This window comes from Demequina activiva (assembly GCF_016862815.1).
Lineage (GTDB): Bacteria > Actinomycetota > Actinomycetes > Actinomycetales > Demequinaceae > Demequina > Demequina activiva.
This window is the reverse complement of the sequence record NZ_BONR01000005.1, coordinates 125,500-139,297: the sequence shown is the minus strand read 5'-3', so window position 1 is coordinate 139,297 and position 13,798 is coordinate 125,500. Positions and strand designations below refer to the sequence as shown.

The following is a 13,798-nucleotide window of genomic DNA, read 5'->3' as shown; positions in this document are numbered from 1 at the left end:
GGAGCGGCACACGGTCACGAACGTCCGCGCATGGGGCGGCCGATCCGTCATCATGGGGCCATGACCGCGAGCCCTCAGACCGGAGTGCGCGCGCGCGTGAGCGAGGAGCTCGTGCTCCTGAGGCGCTTCATCGTCACGCAGCTCCAGTCGCTCGTCTTCGCGATCCTGCTGTTCGCCGCGATGGCCGTCACCGACGTGGTCGAGCTGCCGATCGCGCGGTACGACGCGCTGCTCGTCGCCGGCATCGCGATCACGCTGGGGCTGTGGTGGTCCGGGTACGAGACCGCCCGCGAGGTGGGCGTCATCGCCGCCTTCCACCTGCTGGGACTCGCGCTCGAGGTCTTCAAGGTCGCGCAGGGCTCGTGGACCTACCCGGACGAGGGCGTCACGATGGTGGCAGGCGTCCCGTTGTACTCGGGCTTCATGTATGCCGCCGTGGGCTCGTACCTCTGCCAGGCGTGGCGGCGCTTCGACCTGCGCATCACGGGCTACCGCAGCGTCCTCATGGCGATCCTGGCTGTCGCCGCCTACCTGAACTTCTTCACGCATCACTGGATCTGGGACCTGCGGTGGGTGATCGCTCTCGCGTTCGTCGCCGCGATGTGGGGCACGCACGTCCATTACTCCATCGGACCGCGCCGGCTGCGCATGCCCCTGGCGATCGCCTTCGTGCTGATCGGCTTCTTCCTGTGGGCCGCGGAGAACATGGGGACGTTCCTCGGGGCGTGGCAGTACCCGGACCAGGCGGATCTGTGGCGCGCGGTCCACATGGGCAAGCTCGGGTCGTGGGCACTGCTGGTGACGCTCAGCTTCGTCATCATCGCGTCGCTCAAGCAGTACGAGGGGACGTTCTATGGCCACCCGGGCGACGCGCCCACGGTCGAGCGCGCGGACGGTGACGACCACGCGGATCGCTGACGTAGGCTCGCGTCCCATGAGCGAACGCCCCGCCAGAGTCACCATGGTCTGCACCGGCAACATCTGCCGCTCCCCCGCGATGCACTACCTCGCGCAGCGGGAGTGGGGCGATGCGGCGGAGGTGACGAGCGCAGGGATCTACGCGGAGATCGGCATGGATGTGCCCTCACCGATGCGGGCATCGGCCGGCCGTCACGGTCTCGACATCCCCCGGCACCGTCCTACACAGCTGGATCGCGGGATCCTGAGCCGCGCTGACCTGGTGCTCGTCGCGACGCAGCAGCATGCGCGCTGGATCGAGGGCGAGTGGGGCGGCGTGGCCGAGCACTCGTTCGGCCTCAAGGAGGCAGCCGAGCTGAGCACGAGGGCCGATGCGCCCGAGGGGGCGACGCCGAGCGAGCGTCTCGTGAATGCGGCCGCAGCGCTGCATGCGGCCCGGCTCGCAGATCCGGCGCCGCTGCGCAGCCTCGACGACCCGTGGTCACGCGACCAGGCCACCTACGACCGGGTCATGGACGAGATCGTCGAAGACCTGGGGGCCATCACCGCGTGGGTGGGCCTGACACCTGACTAGGCTCGGCTGTCAGCCCTTGCCAGCCATGTTGCCGGCGAGGTCCGCCATCACGAACGAGCGAACCTTGCGACGGAGCCTCGCTCCTCGCGAGTCGCCCTCCTCGGTTCGAGGGTCCTCGCGCTCGGTCTCCTCATGCGGCACCGGAGCGAGACTGAAGTCGTCCGCGATAGCGCTGAGATCCGGTGTGGTGCGGTCGCCTTCCATGGCGCCTCCTCGAACTCGCAGGAACGTCTCGATCATCGTCTCACGCCGGCTCCCGCGCATCGGCCGTGGGGACGATTAAGCGAGACATGGAAAGACGGCGACCCGGGCGCTGAGGGGGGGGTTGCCCGGGCCGCCGCCTTCCGCGGCCTACAAGCCTGGAGTCTGCGGGCGGCCCTGCGCGCCGAATGCCTCCGCGCGCTCGACCGCCTCACGAGAATCCTGCGAGGCCTCGTTCCCCAGCCCGTCCTGACGGGCGGGATCGCCGCCCTCGGACTCGGGGATGTCATCGAAGGGAGTGCGGCCCTTCGTGGCTCGCTCCTGCTCCACCTCGTCCGCGAGGTGCTGCAGGGCCTCTGTGTCCTTGTGACTGTGAACCGACATGGCCGACTCCCTTCGGTGGAACCTCGACGCCACGGTGGCGTCTCGCGCCGCGACTCCCGTCGTTGGCGCTTATGAAGGGAACGTCTGGGCTGCACTCAGATACTTCACAGGTTCAGCGGCCAGGACATCACCCGTCAGGGTCGGATGGTGCCGCCTGACTGCTCGACGCGCGCGACCGGCGTGGCGCCGAGCTTGGGGTCGCCATCGTCCTGGTGGTCCTCGCGGGTCTCGCCGTCGTCCTCCGGCGTGTCGTCATCGGGAACCGTCATCTTGCGGCCGGCCTGCTCGCGCTCGGCCTCGACCTCGTCCGCGATCTCCTGCAGGGTCTCCGTGCCCTCGCTCACGTCCTGGTTGCTCTGCTCCTCGGGGTTCGGCATCTCGCTCTCCCTCCGTCTCATGAGCGACGCTTTGCCGCCTCTTGGGGGAACGAAGACGCACCCCGAGACCTTCCGCGATCGGCCCGAACGCTGGATTTGCAGGGATGATTCTCAGGTGGAGTCACGAGCGAGCGTCGACTGCAGCCTCGAGCAGGTCCGCCAGCTGGCGCAAGCGAGCCGCCACGTCGCTTCCGAGCTCCGTGAGCTCGTAGTCGACGCGGGGCGGCGCGGTGGACCGCGCCGAGCGGATCAGCATGCCCTCCGCCTCGAGCCCCCGCAGTGCCTGGGACAGCATCTTCTCGCTCACACCGTCGACCTTGCGGCGCAGCTGTCCGAAGCGGTGCGGCCCCTCGCCCAGCGCGAGCAGCACGAGCGACGACCACTTGCTCGTCACGTGCTCGAAGGCCGCGCGAGACTCGCAGTCGCGAGCGAACACGTTCGCGACGAGCGCTTGCGAGGGGCCCTCTGGGGTCATGACACGAGGATACGTCCATCACTGCGGAATGGATAGCGCTATCGAATAGTTAGCGATACCGTCGCATCCTCCTACGAAAGGCACCACCATGACCACCTACGCCGTCACCGGGTCCAGCGGGCAGCTGGGCCGCAGGATCGTCCATGCACTGCTCGACCTCCACGTCTCGCCCTTCGACGTCATCGCCCTGGCCCGGGACACGGCCACGATCGATGACCTCGCCGCGCTCGGCGTGCGCGTGCGCCACGCCGACTACGACGAGCCCGCCAGTCTGGAGGTCGCCCTTGAGGGCGTGGACCGGCTGGTGCTCGTCTCAGGCTCCGAGGTGGGCAAGCGGGCCGAGCAGCATCGCGCGGTCATCACCGCCGCGCAGCAGGCCGGAGTGAAGCGCATCGCGTACACGTCCCTCCTCAAGGCAGACTCGTCCTCCGTGGGCCTCGCGCCCGAGCACGTGGAGACTGAGCGAGCGCTCGCGGACTCCTCGATCGAGACCGCTGTGCTGCGCAACTCCTGGTACACGGAGAACTACACTGCGCAGATCCCCGGCTACCGCGAGCGTGGCGCGATCGTCGCGGCCGCCGGCGACGCGTCAGTGTCGACCGCCACGCGGGCGGACCTCGCGGACGCCGCGGCGGCAGCGATCACGGCGGATGCAGTCAAGCCGGTGTACGAGCTCGCTGGCACCACCTTCACGTTCGCACAGCTCGCCCACACCATCAGCAGCGTGACCGGCACGGAGGTGACCTACACGAGCGTCTCGGTCGAGGAGCTCGCCGCCGGGATGGTCGAGGGAGGCATGGACGAGGGCACCGCTCAGTTCTGGGCATCGATCGACGCGTCGATCGCTCGAGGCGATCTCGCCACGGATTCGACGGACCTGCGTGACCTGATCGGTCGCGAGCCCACGTCCCTCGAGGAGGCGGTGCGGGCCGAGCTCTGACGCACGCGCATCGGCCCCGTCCTGCACGCTGCGGAGGCGGGGCCGATGCGATTCCCGTCCTCAGCAGGCCCGCACCGGTCGCGAGCCCGAGGGGGCTCCGCGGGCCGGGGATCAGTCGGGCGCGACGTCCCAGCCGAGCAGATCCTCCATGGTGTCTCGCCGGATGAGCACCTGCGAGGAGCCGTCGCGCACGGCGACCACCGCCGGGCGCAGGATCGCGTTGTAGTTCGAGGCCATCGAGCGGCCGTAGGCTCCCGTCGCGGCGACCGCGAGGAGGTCCCCGCGGGCGGTGTCGGCGGGCAGGTGCACGTCACGCACCACGATGTCGCCCGACTCGCAGTGCTTGCCGACCACACGGGACAGCACCGGCGGCGCCTCCGACTCCCGGTCCGCGAGCTCGGCGGCGTACTCGGCGCCATACATGATGGTGCGCGGGTTGTCGCTCATGCCGCCGTCCACCGCGACGTACTGCCGGTCGCCGCCGCCCTCGAGCGCGACATGCTTGACGACCCCCACGGTGTACAGGGTGATGCCGGCGGGGCCCGCGATCGCGCGCCCTGGCTCGATCGAAAACGTCGGCCACGACCCGCCGACCGTGGCCACCGCGGCCGCCACCGCATCGGCGATCTCCCGAGCGGCCACCGACGGGTCGAGCGCCTCCGCTTCCGGGGTGTAGGCGATCGCATAGCCACCGCCGAGGTCAACCTCCGGCACCTCCACGCCCGACTCCGCCGCGAAGGCGGCCCGCAGGCCGAGCATCCGCTCCGCGGACTCGCGGAAGGCGTCGATCGACAGGATCTGGCTGCCGATGTGCGTGTGGATGCCGCGCAGCTCGAGCCCCTGAGCCTCGTGAACGGCGCGCAGCGCCCCGAGCGCGGCTCCCGAGGCGAGCGACAGGCCGAACTTCTGGTCCTCGTGCGAGGTCGCGATGTACTCGTGGCCACCGGCATGCACTCCAGTGGTGACGCGCACCAGCACGGGTGCGACCACACCCGCCTCGACGGCGAGGGCGGACAGCACCTCGACCTCGGTGAGCGAGTCGACCACGATGTGGCCCACGCCCGCCGCGAGCGCGCGACGCAGCTCCGCGTCGGACTTGTTGTTGCCGTGCAGGGTGATGTGCGCCGCCGGCATGCCGCCGCGCAGCGCGAGCTCGAGCTCTCCCCCGCTGGCGACGTCGATGCGCACGCCGTCCTCGTGCATCCACGCGCTGATGCGGCTGCTCAGCAACGCCTTGGAGGCGTAGTAGACGTCGCACGTGGTGCCGTGAGCGGCGAACGCCTCGCCGAAGTGGCGGGCGAAGGAGCGAGCGCGCGAGCGCATGTCGTCCTCGTCCACCACGTACAGCGGCGTGCCGTGCTCGCGCGCGAGATCACGCACATCGATCCCGCCCAGGCGCATCGCGCCGTCGTCTGCGCGCTCGTGCGTCGCGGGCCATACCGTGCTCATCGCTACATCCGCTCCGGCGCACCCACACCCAGCAGGCCCAGGCCGTTGGCGAGCACCTGGCGGGTCGCATCGTTGAGCCACAGGCGGGTGCGGTGCAGGTCGCTGATCTCCTCGTCGCCCTGCGGAGTCACGCGGGTGCGGTCGTACCAGCCGTGATAGACACCTGCGACCTCCTCGAGGTAGCGCGCCACCCGGTGCTGCTCGCGGAACTCGACGGACTGGGTGACCACGCGGGGGAACTCCCCAAGGATGCCCAGCAGCTTGGCCTCCCATTCGTGCTCGAGCAGGCTCGCGTCGAAGCCGTCCTCGCGCCGGATGCCGTACTCCGCGGCGTTGCGGGCCACGGAGGACGCGCGTGCGTGGGCGTACTGGACATAGAACACCGGGTTGGCGTTCGTCTTGGAGGAGAGCAGGTCCAGATCGATGTCGATCGACTGGTCCGCGCTCGAGCGCGCCAGGGAGTAGCGGGCGGCATCGACGCCCACGGCCTCGACAAGGTCCTCCATGGTGACGACGTTGCCGGCACGCTTGGACATGCGCACCGGGGCGCCATCCTTCACGAGGTTCACCATCTGGCCGATGATGACCTCGACGATCTCCGGCGAATGGCCCAACGCGGCGGCGGCGGCCTTGAGGCGCGCGATGTACCCGTGGTGGTCCGCACCGAGCAGGTAGATGCACAGGTCCGCGCCGCGCTCGTGCTTGTCGCGGATGTACGCGATGTCGCCCGCGATGTACGCGGCATTGCCATCGGACTTGATGACCACACGGTCCTTCTCGTCGCCGTAGTCCGAGCTGCGCAGCCACCACGCACCGTCCGCCTCGTACAGCGATCCCGAGGCCTTGAGCTCGTCGAGCGCGCGCTCCACCTTGCCGGAGTGGTGCAGCGAGTCCTCGTGGAAGAACACATCGAAGTCGACGCCGAAGTCGTGCAGGGACTGCTTGATCTCCGCGAACATGAGCTTCACGCCTCGCTCGCGGAAGAACTCGATGCCCTCGTCGCGGGGCCGCTCGAGCGGGTTCTTGTCCGCCGCGGCCATCGCCTCCACCATGACCTCGTCCGCGATGTCCTGGATGTACTGGCCGCCGTAGCCGTTCTCCGGCGGGTCCTCGCCCGCGACCACCGCGTACAGCGACTCCGCGAAGCGGTCGATCTGGCTGCCGTGATCGTTGAAGTAGTACTCGCGGATCACGCGGGCGCCGTGGAACTCGAGAAGCCGCGCGATCGAGTCGCCCACGGCCGCCCATCGCGTTCCGCCCAGGTGGATGGGTCCCGTAGGGTTGGCGGAGACGAACTCGACGTTGACGGTGGATCCCGTCAGCGACTCGCCGCGACCGTAGTCGGCGCCCAGGTCCACGATGCCGCGAGCCAGCTCTCCGGCTGCACTGGCGGCCAGGCGGATGTTGATGAATCCCGGTCCAGCGACCTCCGCGGTCTCGATCCCGTCCACGTCCGCGAGGCGCTCCACCAGCGTGGTCGCGAACTCGCGTGGATTGGTGCCGGCCTTCTTCGCGAGCTGCATGGCGACATTGGTGGCCCAGTCACCGTGCTCGCGCTGACGGGGACGCTCGACCTTGACCTCGGGCACATCGAACGGCGACAGCTGGAAGTCGCTGTCGTCGATGCCCTGCAGGAGGGCATCGCGGATCTTCTGGGAGAGCTCTTCGGGGGTCACTCCCCGAGTCTATCGGCGCTCGTGGGGCCCGCTCACTCGAGCTCGGCCTGGACGCGCTTGGGCAGCGACGCCCGCACGATCGCGTACGCGGACTCGAGCGCCTCGAGCACGAGCTCCCGGGGCACCGACGCCTCATCGATCGCGATCGAGATCCACAGTCGCTTGTTGGCGTAGTAGCCCGGCGTGACGGCCGCGTACCGCTGCACCAGGGAGGAGTTGACGTCCGGATCGCCCTTGAGGGTGACGATGCGCTCTCCTCCGGGCGCGGTGCCGAGCCGTCCGAAGTGCTTGCCTCCCACCTGGAACGTCTGCGATCCCCAGTCGGGGTACGGCACCGTGACCGCGCCGGGCAGAGCGGCCAGGGCATCGGCGATCCACGCATCGACCGCAGGGAGCTGAGCGTCCATGACACGAACGCTACGCAGTGCCTCTGACATCCGCCCGGGCGGGTGGCGCAAGATCGACCCGCGCGCCGCGCTCGATCACCGTGAGCCTGTCGCGCATGCCCCGCTCCCCGAACCACGCGAGCAGATCGGCGCGGGGCTGCGCGAAGTGCGCCCAGTCGTCGATGTGCACCGGCACCAGGGCGGCGTGCGGCCACAGAGCGCCGATGCGCGAGGTGCGTTCCGCATCGGCCGTCAGCAGCATGTCGCCCAGGCGCTCGACCTTGGCCCCGCCGGCGAACACGAACGCGAGCGCGACATCGGGGAAGCGTTCGGCGACCCTCGATGCCTTCTTGACCGACGAGTTGTCGCCAGAGATGTAGACCGTGGGCCATCCCTCCGCCTCGAGCACGAAGCCTGTGACCTGGCCGGTGATCTGCTTGACCACCCGCGGCCCGTGTCGCGCCGGGACGGCGGTGATGGTCACCGGGGCATCGCCGTCGGGAATGATCGCGTGGTCCCAGCGGCGCATGCCCTGCGCACGTGCCAGGCGCTCGCCGCCCGTGGGGGTGGTCAGCACATGCTGCACATCGTCCAGCATGGCCCGTCCCGCGACGTCGAGATTGTCCTCGTGCTCGTCGTGGCTGAGCAGCACCACGTCCACGTGGCCCACCTGCTCCCGCGTCAGCGCCGGGCCCTCGAGCTTGGTGAGGTTGCCCACAGGGCCAGGCGGGTCGAACGTGGGATCCGTGAGGAGGCGCAGGCCCGCGTACTCGATGAGCACGGTGGGGCCGCCGATGAGCGTGGCCACGGGGACGGCGGTCATGCGGCTAGTCAAGCACCTCGACGTGCTCGACCGTGCACTGGACCGGGAAGGACTCTGCGCAGGGGCCCGTCCACACCTCGAGCCGGTCGCCGGACTCGATGGCCGATGCGCTGGTCACCGTGCCGCCCACGCTCACCTGCTCGTCGAGCACGAACGTGGTGCCCTCGAAGTAGTCGTAGCCGGCGTCGGGCTCGAACGCGATGCGAGTCGCTCCCCCGCCGTGGTCCGCGGCAGTGGCCGTGCCCACTGCCTCAGGCTCACGCTCCGGGGTCGAGCCGTCAGCACCGCACGCCGCCAGGGCTGCAGCCGCTGCGGTCGCCACGGTGACGGTCAGGGCTCTCATGCAGAGGTGACGCTCGACGGGCCCGGAGCGTTGGGGTCCGTCGAGGCACGCACCACCAGGGTGGGCGCCAGCACCACGTGCTCGCGCACGGCCCCACCGTCGAGCGCGGCCTCCCTGAGCAGCAGATCCACCGCGATGCGGCCCATCTCGGCGCGCGGCTGCCGCACGGAGGTGATGGGCACCACCGAGGCGGCGGCGAAGCTGATGTCGTCGTAGCCCACCAGCGCGACGTCCTCGGGGATCGACAGTGGTCGCGGACCCGAGAGCAACGCCTTCTCGAGCCCGATGGCGATCAGATCGTTCGCGGCGATGACCGCATCGCAGTCCCCACTCCTCACCATCGCGGCCACCCGCGCACCACTCGAGACTCCCGACTCGAGGGTCAGGCTCGGGGTCTCCAGCTGGATCAGGTCGAGGCCGGCGCGGCGTGTCACCTCGCGCGCGCCCTGGACGCGATGGTCGATCGCCACCAACGAGCGGGCGCTGCCCACGAACACCAGGCGACGTCGACCCAGCGCAACGAGGTGCTCGGCGGCGAGAGCGCCGCCGAGGCGGTCGTCCGATGCCACCGAGGCGACGCTGGGGTCGTCCGTGACGCGGTCGACCAGCACCACCGGGATGTCGCGCGCGCGCATGCGGTCGATCGCGAGGGACGGATCGCCGGCCGGCACGATCAGCATGCCCGCGACGCGCTGGCGCTCGAACTGGCCCAGGTGGGCGGCCTCGCGCTCCTGATCGAGACCGCTGTTGGCCATCAGGACCGTGTATCCGTGCTCGTGCGCGGCGGTCTCTGCGCTGCTCAGCACATCCGTGAAGAACGGGTTGCCCGCGTCGTGAACGATGAATGCCACCACGGTGGACTGGCCCATGCGTAGCTGTCGAGCCGCGTCGTTGGGCACGTAGCGGAGCTCCCGGATCGCCTGCTTGACCCGGTCCGCCATGGCGGGGCTCACGGTGTCGGGACGGTTGAGGACGTTCGACACGGTGCCTACCGAGACATGCGCGAGCGCCGCGACGTCCTTGACGCTCACCGCCACCGCGACCTCCTCGGCTCCGAGTGCTCGCATCATCCCACACCCTCCGGACAGAGCACCGGGTGCTGCGCCGACGGGGCCGTCCCGCCGGCACGCCAGCGCATCGGCCGCATCGCCCGTGCTGGTAGCCTTGACCGTCGCGGTATCCATCCCGCAGGCCCCCGTAGCTCAGCGGATAGAGCGCCGGTTTCCGGTACCGAAGGTCGCAGGTTCGATTCCTGTCGGGGGCACGTCGCATGCTCGCGACACAGAAGCCCGAGGGGGCGCTGAAAGGCGTCGGTCCCTCGGGCTTCGTCGCATCCGGGCGACGACGTCGAGCGCGCCTACCGCCGTCGCGGCGGCAGGGCCCACATCAGCGCCAGCCCTGCGACGATCTCCGCCGCGGCGAACGCGCGAGTGTCGCGGGCGTTGCCCACCAGAGGGCCCAGCGCACGCTGCCACCACGCGGGTCCGGACTCCCAGCGCTCGATGTGCTGCACGGGCTGCAGCACCCCGATGACGCCGTCCCCGATCAAGGTCACGGCAGCGGTCTCTCCCAGCCGTACTGCCAGTGTGCTTGCCATGCCTGCCTCCTGAGACAGTCCCACGCGCCGGCGATCGCCGGCGCGTCTCACCGCGCGCGCAGCAGCCGCGGCACCACGATCACGAGCGCGGCGCCCAGCACCGCCTCCACGGCGGCGAATCCCGGGGTGTCGACCACGTCGCCGAACACGCGGCCCGCACCACGCTGCCACAGCCCGCGCTTGGTGACCTTGCTGTCCGGCGTGGACCCCGCGAGCACCACGATGCCGTGGTTCAGCAAGGTGAGTCCGGCGGTCCGGCTCACCGTGACGGCGATCTTCGAGGCATCCATGGCGTCAGTCTCCTAGTACGACCGCGAGCACGGCCAGCTCTTCGTCGGTGAGCTCGATCTCAGCGGCTCCGGCGGAGTCGAGGATCGAGCTGGGGCGCGACGCGCCCGGGATCGGGATGACCACATCCGCGAGCGACAGCTCCCAGGCGAGCACCGCCTGCTGCGGGGAGATGCCGCGCGCGTCCGCCACCTGCTGGAACGGCGCGTGCTTGGTGCCCACGTCCGCTGCGTTCGAGATGCCGCCCAGGGGGCTCCACGGAAGGAAGGCGATGCCGAGCTCGGCGCACAGCTCGAGCTCGGGATAGCTCGAGACGAACTTGGGCGAGAACTGGTTCTGGACCGACGTGAGCCGGCCGCCGAGCACCTGGTGCGCCTCACGGATCTGCGCCGGGTTCGCGTTCGAGATGCCCGCCATGCGGATCACGCCCTCGTCGAGCAGCTCCGCGAGCGCGCCGATGCTGTCCGCGTACGGCACGTTCGGGTCCGGCCGGTGGTGCTGGTGGAGACCGATCGCCTCGACGCCCAGGCGCCGAGCCGATGCCTTGGCGGCCTCCTTGATGTAGGCGGGGTCGCCGTTCTGGTACCAGGTGCCGTCGCCGGGGCGCAGTGACCCGGCCTTGGTGGCCACGAGCACCTCGGACGCGTCGGCGGGCCCGGAGTACGCGGCCAGCGCGCGCGCGATCAGCGACTCGTTGTGCCCCACCTCCCCCGGGTTCAGGTGATACGCGTCGGCGGTGTCGATGAGCGTCACGCCGGCGTCGATCGCGGCATGGATGGTCGAGATGGCGCGAGCCTCATCCGGCCGGCCCTCGATCGACATGGGCATGGCGCCCAGTCCGATCGCGCTGACGGTGCGGTCGCCCAGCTGGCGCTGCTGCATGGAGTTCTCCTCGAAGGTCACGTGTCCACGTTCGAACGTATCGCCTGTGGAGCACAACGCAAGTTCCGCGCGCAGGCTTCCCCGCGCATCGGCGCTCTAGTCGTTCTCGCTGGCGATGACCAGGTCGTTCACGGCAGCCTCACTGCCGTCGACCGTTCCGCCGGCGACTGGCAGCGCGCACTGACGGTAGGTGTCGTCCTCGAGTCGCCACACCACCACCACAGCGCCGTCGCCCGTCTCCCGGTAGGCGTCGGCGGCATCCTGCCACTGCTCGCGCATCGCCTGGGAGACGTCCTCCAGCGGCACGGGGACCTCGCCGTGCGTGTCGGCCACGGCGTAGTAGTCGGCGTACTCGTCCGTCTCGTAGACCTCGCCACCCAGGATCGGCGACCCGTTCGTCTCGTCGTAGGCGGCCTCGCACGCCTCGATCGCGTCCGCCTCGACGGCGCTGGGGCCACCGGCGACCAGGCTCCATCCGACGGCGACGATGAGCACCAGGCCGGCCACGCCGCCCGCAGCTGCCAGCGGCACCCACGAGCGTGGCTGGGGTTCGGGCTCGTCAGACATGCGCTCACTCTACGATGGCGGCATGGACTCGCTCGACGACCTCCGGTACGTCCCGCGGGTCGGGCTGGCCCTCGGGGGCGGCGGGGTCCTGGGAGCCGCCCACGTGGGCGTCCTCCAGGTGCTGCTCGAGCGCGGCATCACCCCCACGGTGGTCGCCGGGACCTCCGCCGGCGCCGTCATGGGCGCCGCCTACGCGGTGGGCCTGGATCCCTACGACCTCGAGGCGCGCACGTACCGCGCCGGCTGGGGGACGTTCGGCACCTTGTCCCCCAAGCCTGGCTTGGGATTGCTGACGGCCGATGCGCTGCGTCAGACAGTGCGCAACGTCGCCGGGGACGCCGTGATCGAGGACCTGCCGCTGCGCTATGCGGCGGTCGCGACCGACATCGAGACGCGCGAGGTCGTGGTGCTCGATCGCGGCCCGCTCGCGGACGCGATCGCGGCGTCCATCGCCGTTCCCGGGATCTTCCGGCCGGTGCGCGTGGGCGGCCGCATGCTGATCGACGGCGGCGTGGTGCAGAACCTGCCCATCCAGACAGCGTTCGAGCTGGGAGCGGACCACGTCATCGCGGTGAGGCTTGCGCCGGAGTGGGACGGCCTGGGCGTCGAGCACACCGCACTGCAGGTGCACGAGTGGGCGATCCGCTCCGACGTCACGCTCGTCCGGCCCATCCTGGAGCGCCGTTCGCAGTGGCTGCCCCGCGACCTGCCCGGGCTCGTCGAGCTGGGACGCGAGGCCGCCGAGCGAGCCCTGGCGGGCTACCCGGTGGTCAGTCCACCGCCCGAGCGTCCTGCAGCGCCCGCGACGCCGGAAGGTGAGGAAACGCCTGCGCCACCGCGGGGTATCTCACGGTTCCTGCATCGACATTGAGACCGCGCGACAGCGCGGGATCTGCGGACAGCGCCCGCTCCCAGCCGCGCGCGAGCGCCTCGACGTAGGGGAAGGTCGCGTGCGTCAGCGCCGCCGTCGCGGTGGCCCCCACCGCTCCGGGCATGTTCGCCACGCAGTACAGCAGTGACTCGCCCACCCGGTAGACCGGGTCGTCGTGGGTGGTGGGACGGGAGTCCTCGAAGCATCCGCCCTGGTCGATCGCGACGTCCACGAGGACCGAGCCTGGACGCATTCGCGTCACCGTGTCGTGGCTCACGACCGTGGGCGCCGGACGGCCGGGCACCAGCACCGCACCGACCACGAGATCCGCCTGGAGCACCTCCTGCTCGATGCTGTCCGGGGTCGACACCACCGTGCGGACCCGGTCGCCGTGCTGGGCCGCGAGCGCGGCCAGGCGCGACTCGTCGAGATCGATCACCACCGCATCGGCGCCCATGCCCACCGCCTGGGCGAGAGCGTTCGAGCCGGCGATTCCCCCACCGATCACCACCACGCGCGCTCCGGCGACGCCCGGCGCGCCGCTCAGCAGCACGCCGCGGCCGCCCTGCGAGCTCAGCAGGTGGTACCCGCCCGCGAGCGTCGCGAGTCTGCCCGCGATCACGCTCATGGGCGTCAGCAGCGGGAGCGAGCCGTCCGCGAGCTGCACCGTGTCATAGGACAGCGCAGTGGTGCGTGCCTCGACGAGCGCGGCGGCGAGAGGCTCGTTCGCGGCCAGGTGCAGGAACGTGAAGAGCACGTTGTCGCGCAGCAGCGGGAACTCGTCGGGGACCGGCTCCTTGACCTTGAGCACGAGGTCCTGAGCCCAGGCCTCCTCCGCGCTGCCCAGCCTCGCACCCGCGTCGGCATACGCGGCATCGGTCAGGAACGCCGCGGCGCCCGCGCCTGACTGCACCAGCACGTCATGGCCCGCCTCGACCAGCCTCCGCGCTCCCTCGGGAGTGAGGGCCACCCGCGTCTCGCGGTTCTTGATCTCCTTCGGAACGCCGATGCGCATGCCGCCTCCTTCTCGCGAACCGCAGCCCGGGC

At 70.4% G+C, this 13,798-nt stretch carries 19 protein-coding genes and 1 tRNA gene; 5 read left to right on the top strand and 15 right to left on the bottom strand.

From position 1 onward, the window contains the following. The first annotated feature begins 60 nt into the window (after window positions 1-60). Both Dac01nite_RS11060 and Dac01nite_RS11055 read left to right on the top strand, forming a co-directional pair. Entirely contained in the window at window positions 61-918 is an 858-nt protein-coding gene (locus Dac01nite_RS11060; RefSeq protein WP_203656948.1) for a DUF817 domain-containing protein, read from the top strand. 16 nt (window positions 919-934) lie between these two features. Further along, window positions 935-1,492, top strand: coding sequence for an arsenate reductase/protein-tyrosine-phosphatase family protein (locus tag Dac01nite_RS11055; RefSeq protein ID WP_203656946.1), 558 nt, complete (start codon window positions 935-937; stop codon window positions 1,490-1,492). A 9-nt stretch (window positions 1,493-1,501) separates the two neighbouring features. On the opposite strand, the gene Dac01nite_RS11050 is transcribed toward Dac01nite_RS11055, so the two are convergent. The 4 genes from Dac01nite_RS11050 to Dac01nite_RS11035 form a co-directional block, all read right to left on the bottom strand. Then, window positions 1,502-1,696 carry a hypothetical protein gene (locus Dac01nite_RS11050; RefSeq protein WP_203656944.1) on the bottom strand — a complete coding sequence of 65 codons (195 nt, stop codon included), beginning with the start codon at window positions 1,694-1,696 and terminating at the stop codon, window positions 1,502-1,504. A gap of 147 nt (window positions 1,697-1,843) precedes the next feature. Further along, window positions 1,844-2,077: a hypothetical protein gene (locus Dac01nite_RS11045; protein WP_203656942.1), complete on the bottom strand. Its 234-nt coding sequence runs from the start codon at window positions 2,075-2,077 to the stop codon at window positions 1,844-1,846. A 134-nt stretch (window positions 2,078-2,211) separates the two neighbouring features. Continuing rightward, complete coding sequence (locus tag Dac01nite_RS11040; RefSeq protein ID WP_203656940.1) at window positions 2,212-2,454, bottom strand: hypothetical protein; 243 nt, start codon at window positions 2,452-2,454, stop codon at window positions 2,212-2,214. A 121-nt stretch (window positions 2,455-2,575) separates the two neighbouring features. Beyond that, window positions 2,576-2,929 carry a winged helix-turn-helix transcriptional regulator gene (locus Dac01nite_RS11035; RefSeq protein WP_203656938.1) on the bottom strand — a complete coding sequence of 118 codons (354 nt, stop codon included), beginning with the start codon at window positions 2,927-2,929 and terminating at the stop codon, window positions 2,576-2,578. An 88-nt stretch (window positions 2,930-3,017) separates the two neighbouring features. Here Dac01nite_RS11035 and Dac01nite_RS11030 point away from each other — a divergent pair, with 88 nt between their 5' ends. Further along, window positions 3,018-3,869: an SDR family oxidoreductase gene (locus Dac01nite_RS11030; protein WP_203656936.1), complete on the top strand. Its 852-nt coding sequence runs from the start codon at window positions 3,018-3,020 to the stop codon at window positions 3,867-3,869. Between the two features lie 111 nt (window positions 3,870-3,980). Here the strand turns inward: Dac01nite_RS11030 and lysA are convergent, their stop codons facing one another. From lysA to Dac01nite_RS11000, 6 genes are read right to left on the bottom strand one after another with little or no spacing between them, the layout of a single operon-like run. Then, a complete protein-coding gene (lysA, locus tag Dac01nite_RS11025; protein WP_203656935.1) occupies window positions 3,981-5,318 on the bottom strand; it encodes a diaminopimelate decarboxylase in 1,338 nt (445 codons plus the stop codon). A gap of 2 nt (window positions 5,319-5,320) precedes the next feature. Next, window positions 5,321-6,994, bottom strand: a complete 1,674-nt coding sequence (gene argS, locus Dac01nite_RS11020; RefSeq protein WP_203656927.1) for an arginine--tRNA ligase — start codon at window positions 6,992-6,994, stop codon at window positions 5,321-5,323. A gap of 32 nt (window positions 6,995-7,026) precedes the next feature. Further along, on the bottom strand, window positions 7,027-7,401 hold the full coding sequence (locus tag Dac01nite_RS11015; protein WP_203656919.1) for an MmcQ/YjbR family DNA-binding protein: 375 nt from the start codon (window positions 7,399-7,401) through the stop codon (window positions 7,027-7,029). Between the two features lie 10 nt (window positions 7,402-7,411). After that, a complete protein-coding gene (locus Dac01nite_RS11010; protein ID WP_203656910.1) occupies window positions 7,412-8,203 on the bottom strand; it encodes an MBL fold metallo-hydrolase in 792 nt (263 codons plus the stop codon). A gap of 4 nt (window positions 8,204-8,207) precedes the next feature. After that, window positions 8,208-8,546: a hypothetical protein gene (locus tag Dac01nite_RS11005; RefSeq protein WP_203656908.1), complete on the bottom strand. Its 339-nt coding sequence runs from the start codon at window positions 8,544-8,546 to the stop codon at window positions 8,208-8,210. After that, window positions 8,543-9,616 (bottom strand): LacI family DNA-binding transcriptional regulator, encoded by a 1,074-nt coding sequence (locus Dac01nite_RS11000; RefSeq protein ID WP_239066625.1) that lies wholly within the window; start codon window positions 9,614-9,616, stop codon window positions 8,543-8,545. The genes Dac01nite_RS11005 and Dac01nite_RS11000 overlap by 4 nt, the downstream gene beginning before the upstream one ends. Before the next feature lie 121 nt (window positions 9,617-9,737). Between Dac01nite_RS11000 and Dac01nite_RS10995 the strand changes: the two genes are divergently transcribed. Next, window positions 9,738-9,810, top strand: a tRNA-Arg gene (locus Dac01nite_RS10995). 93 nt (window positions 9,811-9,903) lie between these two features. Here the strand turns inward: Dac01nite_RS10995 and Dac01nite_RS10990 are convergent. The 4 genes from Dac01nite_RS10990 to Dac01nite_RS10975 form a co-directional block, all read right to left on the bottom strand. After that, entirely contained in the window at window positions 9,904-10,143 is a 240-nt protein-coding gene (locus tag Dac01nite_RS10990; protein WP_203656907.1) for a hypothetical protein, read from the bottom strand. A 47-nt stretch (window positions 10,144-10,190) separates the two neighbouring features. Further along, window positions 10,191-10,433: a hypothetical protein gene (locus Dac01nite_RS10985; RefSeq protein WP_203656906.1), complete on the bottom strand. Its 243-nt coding sequence runs from the start codon at window positions 10,431-10,433 to the stop codon at window positions 10,191-10,193. Window positions 10,434-10,437: 4 nt separating this feature from the next. Further along, on the bottom strand, window positions 10,438-11,313 hold the full coding sequence (locus Dac01nite_RS10980; RefSeq protein WP_203656905.1) for an aldo/keto reductase: 876 nt from the start codon (window positions 11,311-11,313) through the stop codon (window positions 10,438-10,440). 96 nt (window positions 11,314-11,409) lie between these two features. Further along, the gene (locus Dac01nite_RS10975) at window positions 11,410-11,880 is read right to left on the bottom strand and encodes a hypothetical protein (protein ID WP_203656904.1); all 471 of its coding nucleotides are present in this window, start codon (window positions 11,878-11,880) and stop codon (window positions 11,410-11,412) included. Window positions 11,881-11,902: 22 nt separating this feature from the next. On the opposite strand from Dac01nite_RS10975, the gene Dac01nite_RS10970 reads away from it, so the two are divergent. Next, window positions 11,903-12,751 carry a patatin-like phospholipase family protein gene (locus Dac01nite_RS10970; protein WP_203656903.1) on the top strand — a complete coding sequence of 283 codons (849 nt, stop codon included), beginning with the start codon at window positions 11,903-11,905 and terminating at the stop codon, window positions 12,749-12,751. On the opposite strand, the gene ald is transcribed toward Dac01nite_RS10970, so the two are convergent. Then, window positions 12,651-13,766 carry an alanine dehydrogenase gene (ald, locus tag Dac01nite_RS10965; protein ID WP_203656902.1) on the bottom strand — a complete coding sequence of 372 codons (1,116 nt, stop codon included), beginning with the start codon at window positions 13,764-13,766 and terminating at the stop codon, window positions 12,651-12,653. The two genes, Dac01nite_RS10970 and ald, sit on opposite strands and share 101 nt — an antisense overlap. Between the last annotated feature and the right edge of the window lie 32 nt (window positions 13,767-13,798).

Bases quoted from the DNA above. Each gene is read 5' to 3' on its own strand.
- Dac01nite_RS11010 (WP_203656910.1), bottom strand. From the start codon at position 8,203: ATGACCGCCGTCCCCGTGGCCACGCTCATCGGCGGCCCCACCGTGCTC.
- Dac01nite_RS11055 (WP_203656946.1), top strand. From the start codon at position 935: ATGAGCGAACGCCCCGCCAGAGTCACCATGGTCTGCACCGGCAACATC.
- Dac01nite_RS10975 (WP_203656904.1), bottom strand. From the start codon at position 11,880: ATGTCTGACGAGCCCGAACCCCAGCCACGCTCGTGGGTGCCGCTGGCA.
- Dac01nite_RS11015 (WP_203656919.1), bottom strand. From the start codon at position 7,401: ATGGACGCTCAGCTCCCTGCGGTCGATGCGTGGATCGCCGATGCCCTG.
- lysA (WP_203656935.1), bottom strand. From the start codon at position 5,318: ATGAGCACGGTATGGCCCGCGACGCACGAGCGCGCAGACGACGGCGCG.
- ald (WP_203656902.1), bottom strand. From the start codon at position 13,766: ATGCGCATCGGCGTTCCGAAGGAGATCAAGAACCGCGAGACGCGGGTG.
- Dac01nite_RS11005 (WP_203656908.1), bottom strand. From the start codon at position 8,546: ATGAGAGCCCTGACCGTCACCGTGGCGACCGCAGCGGCTGCAGCCCTG.
- Dac01nite_RS10990 (WP_203656907.1), bottom strand. From the start codon at position 10,143: ATGGCAAGCACACTGGCAGTACGGCTGGGAGAGACCGCTGCCGTGACC.
- Dac01nite_RS11035 (WP_203656938.1), bottom strand. From the start codon at position 2,929: ATGACCCCAGAGGGCCCCTCGCAAGCGCTCGTCGCGAACGTGTTCGCT.
- Dac01nite_RS11050 (WP_203656944.1), bottom strand. From the start codon at position 1,696: ATGGAAGGCGACCGCACCACACCGGATCTCAGCGCTATCGCGGACGAC.
- Dac01nite_RS10985 (WP_203656906.1), bottom strand. From the start codon at position 10,433: ATGGATGCCTCGAAGATCGCCGTCACGGTGAGCCGGACCGCCGGACTC.
- Dac01nite_RS11000 (WP_239066625.1), bottom strand. From the start codon at position 9,616: ATGATGCGAGCACTCGGAGCCGAGGAGGTCGCGGTGGCGGTGAGCGTC.
- Dac01nite_RS11045 (WP_203656942.1), bottom strand. From the start codon at position 2,077: ATGTCGGTTCACAGTCACAAGGACACAGAGGCCCTGCAGCACCTCGCG.
- Dac01nite_RS10980 (WP_203656905.1), bottom strand. From the start codon at position 11,313: ATGCAGCAGCGCCAGCTGGGCGACCGCACCGTCAGCGCGATCGGACTG.
- Dac01nite_RS11030 (WP_203656936.1), top strand. From the start codon at position 3,018: ATGACCACCTACGCCGTCACCGGGTCCAGCGGGCAGCTGGGCCGCAGG.
- Dac01nite_RS10970 (WP_203656903.1), top strand. From the start codon at position 11,903: ATGGACTCGCTCGACGACCTCCGGTACGTCCCGCGGGTCGGGCTGGCC.
- Dac01nite_RS11060 (WP_203656948.1), top strand. From the start codon at position 61: ATGACCGCGAGCCCTCAGACCGGAGTGCGCGCGCGCGTGAGCGAGGAG.
- Dac01nite_RS11040 (WP_203656940.1), bottom strand. From the start codon at position 2,454: ATGCCGAACCCCGAGGAGCAGAGCAACCAGGACGTGAGCGAGGGCACG.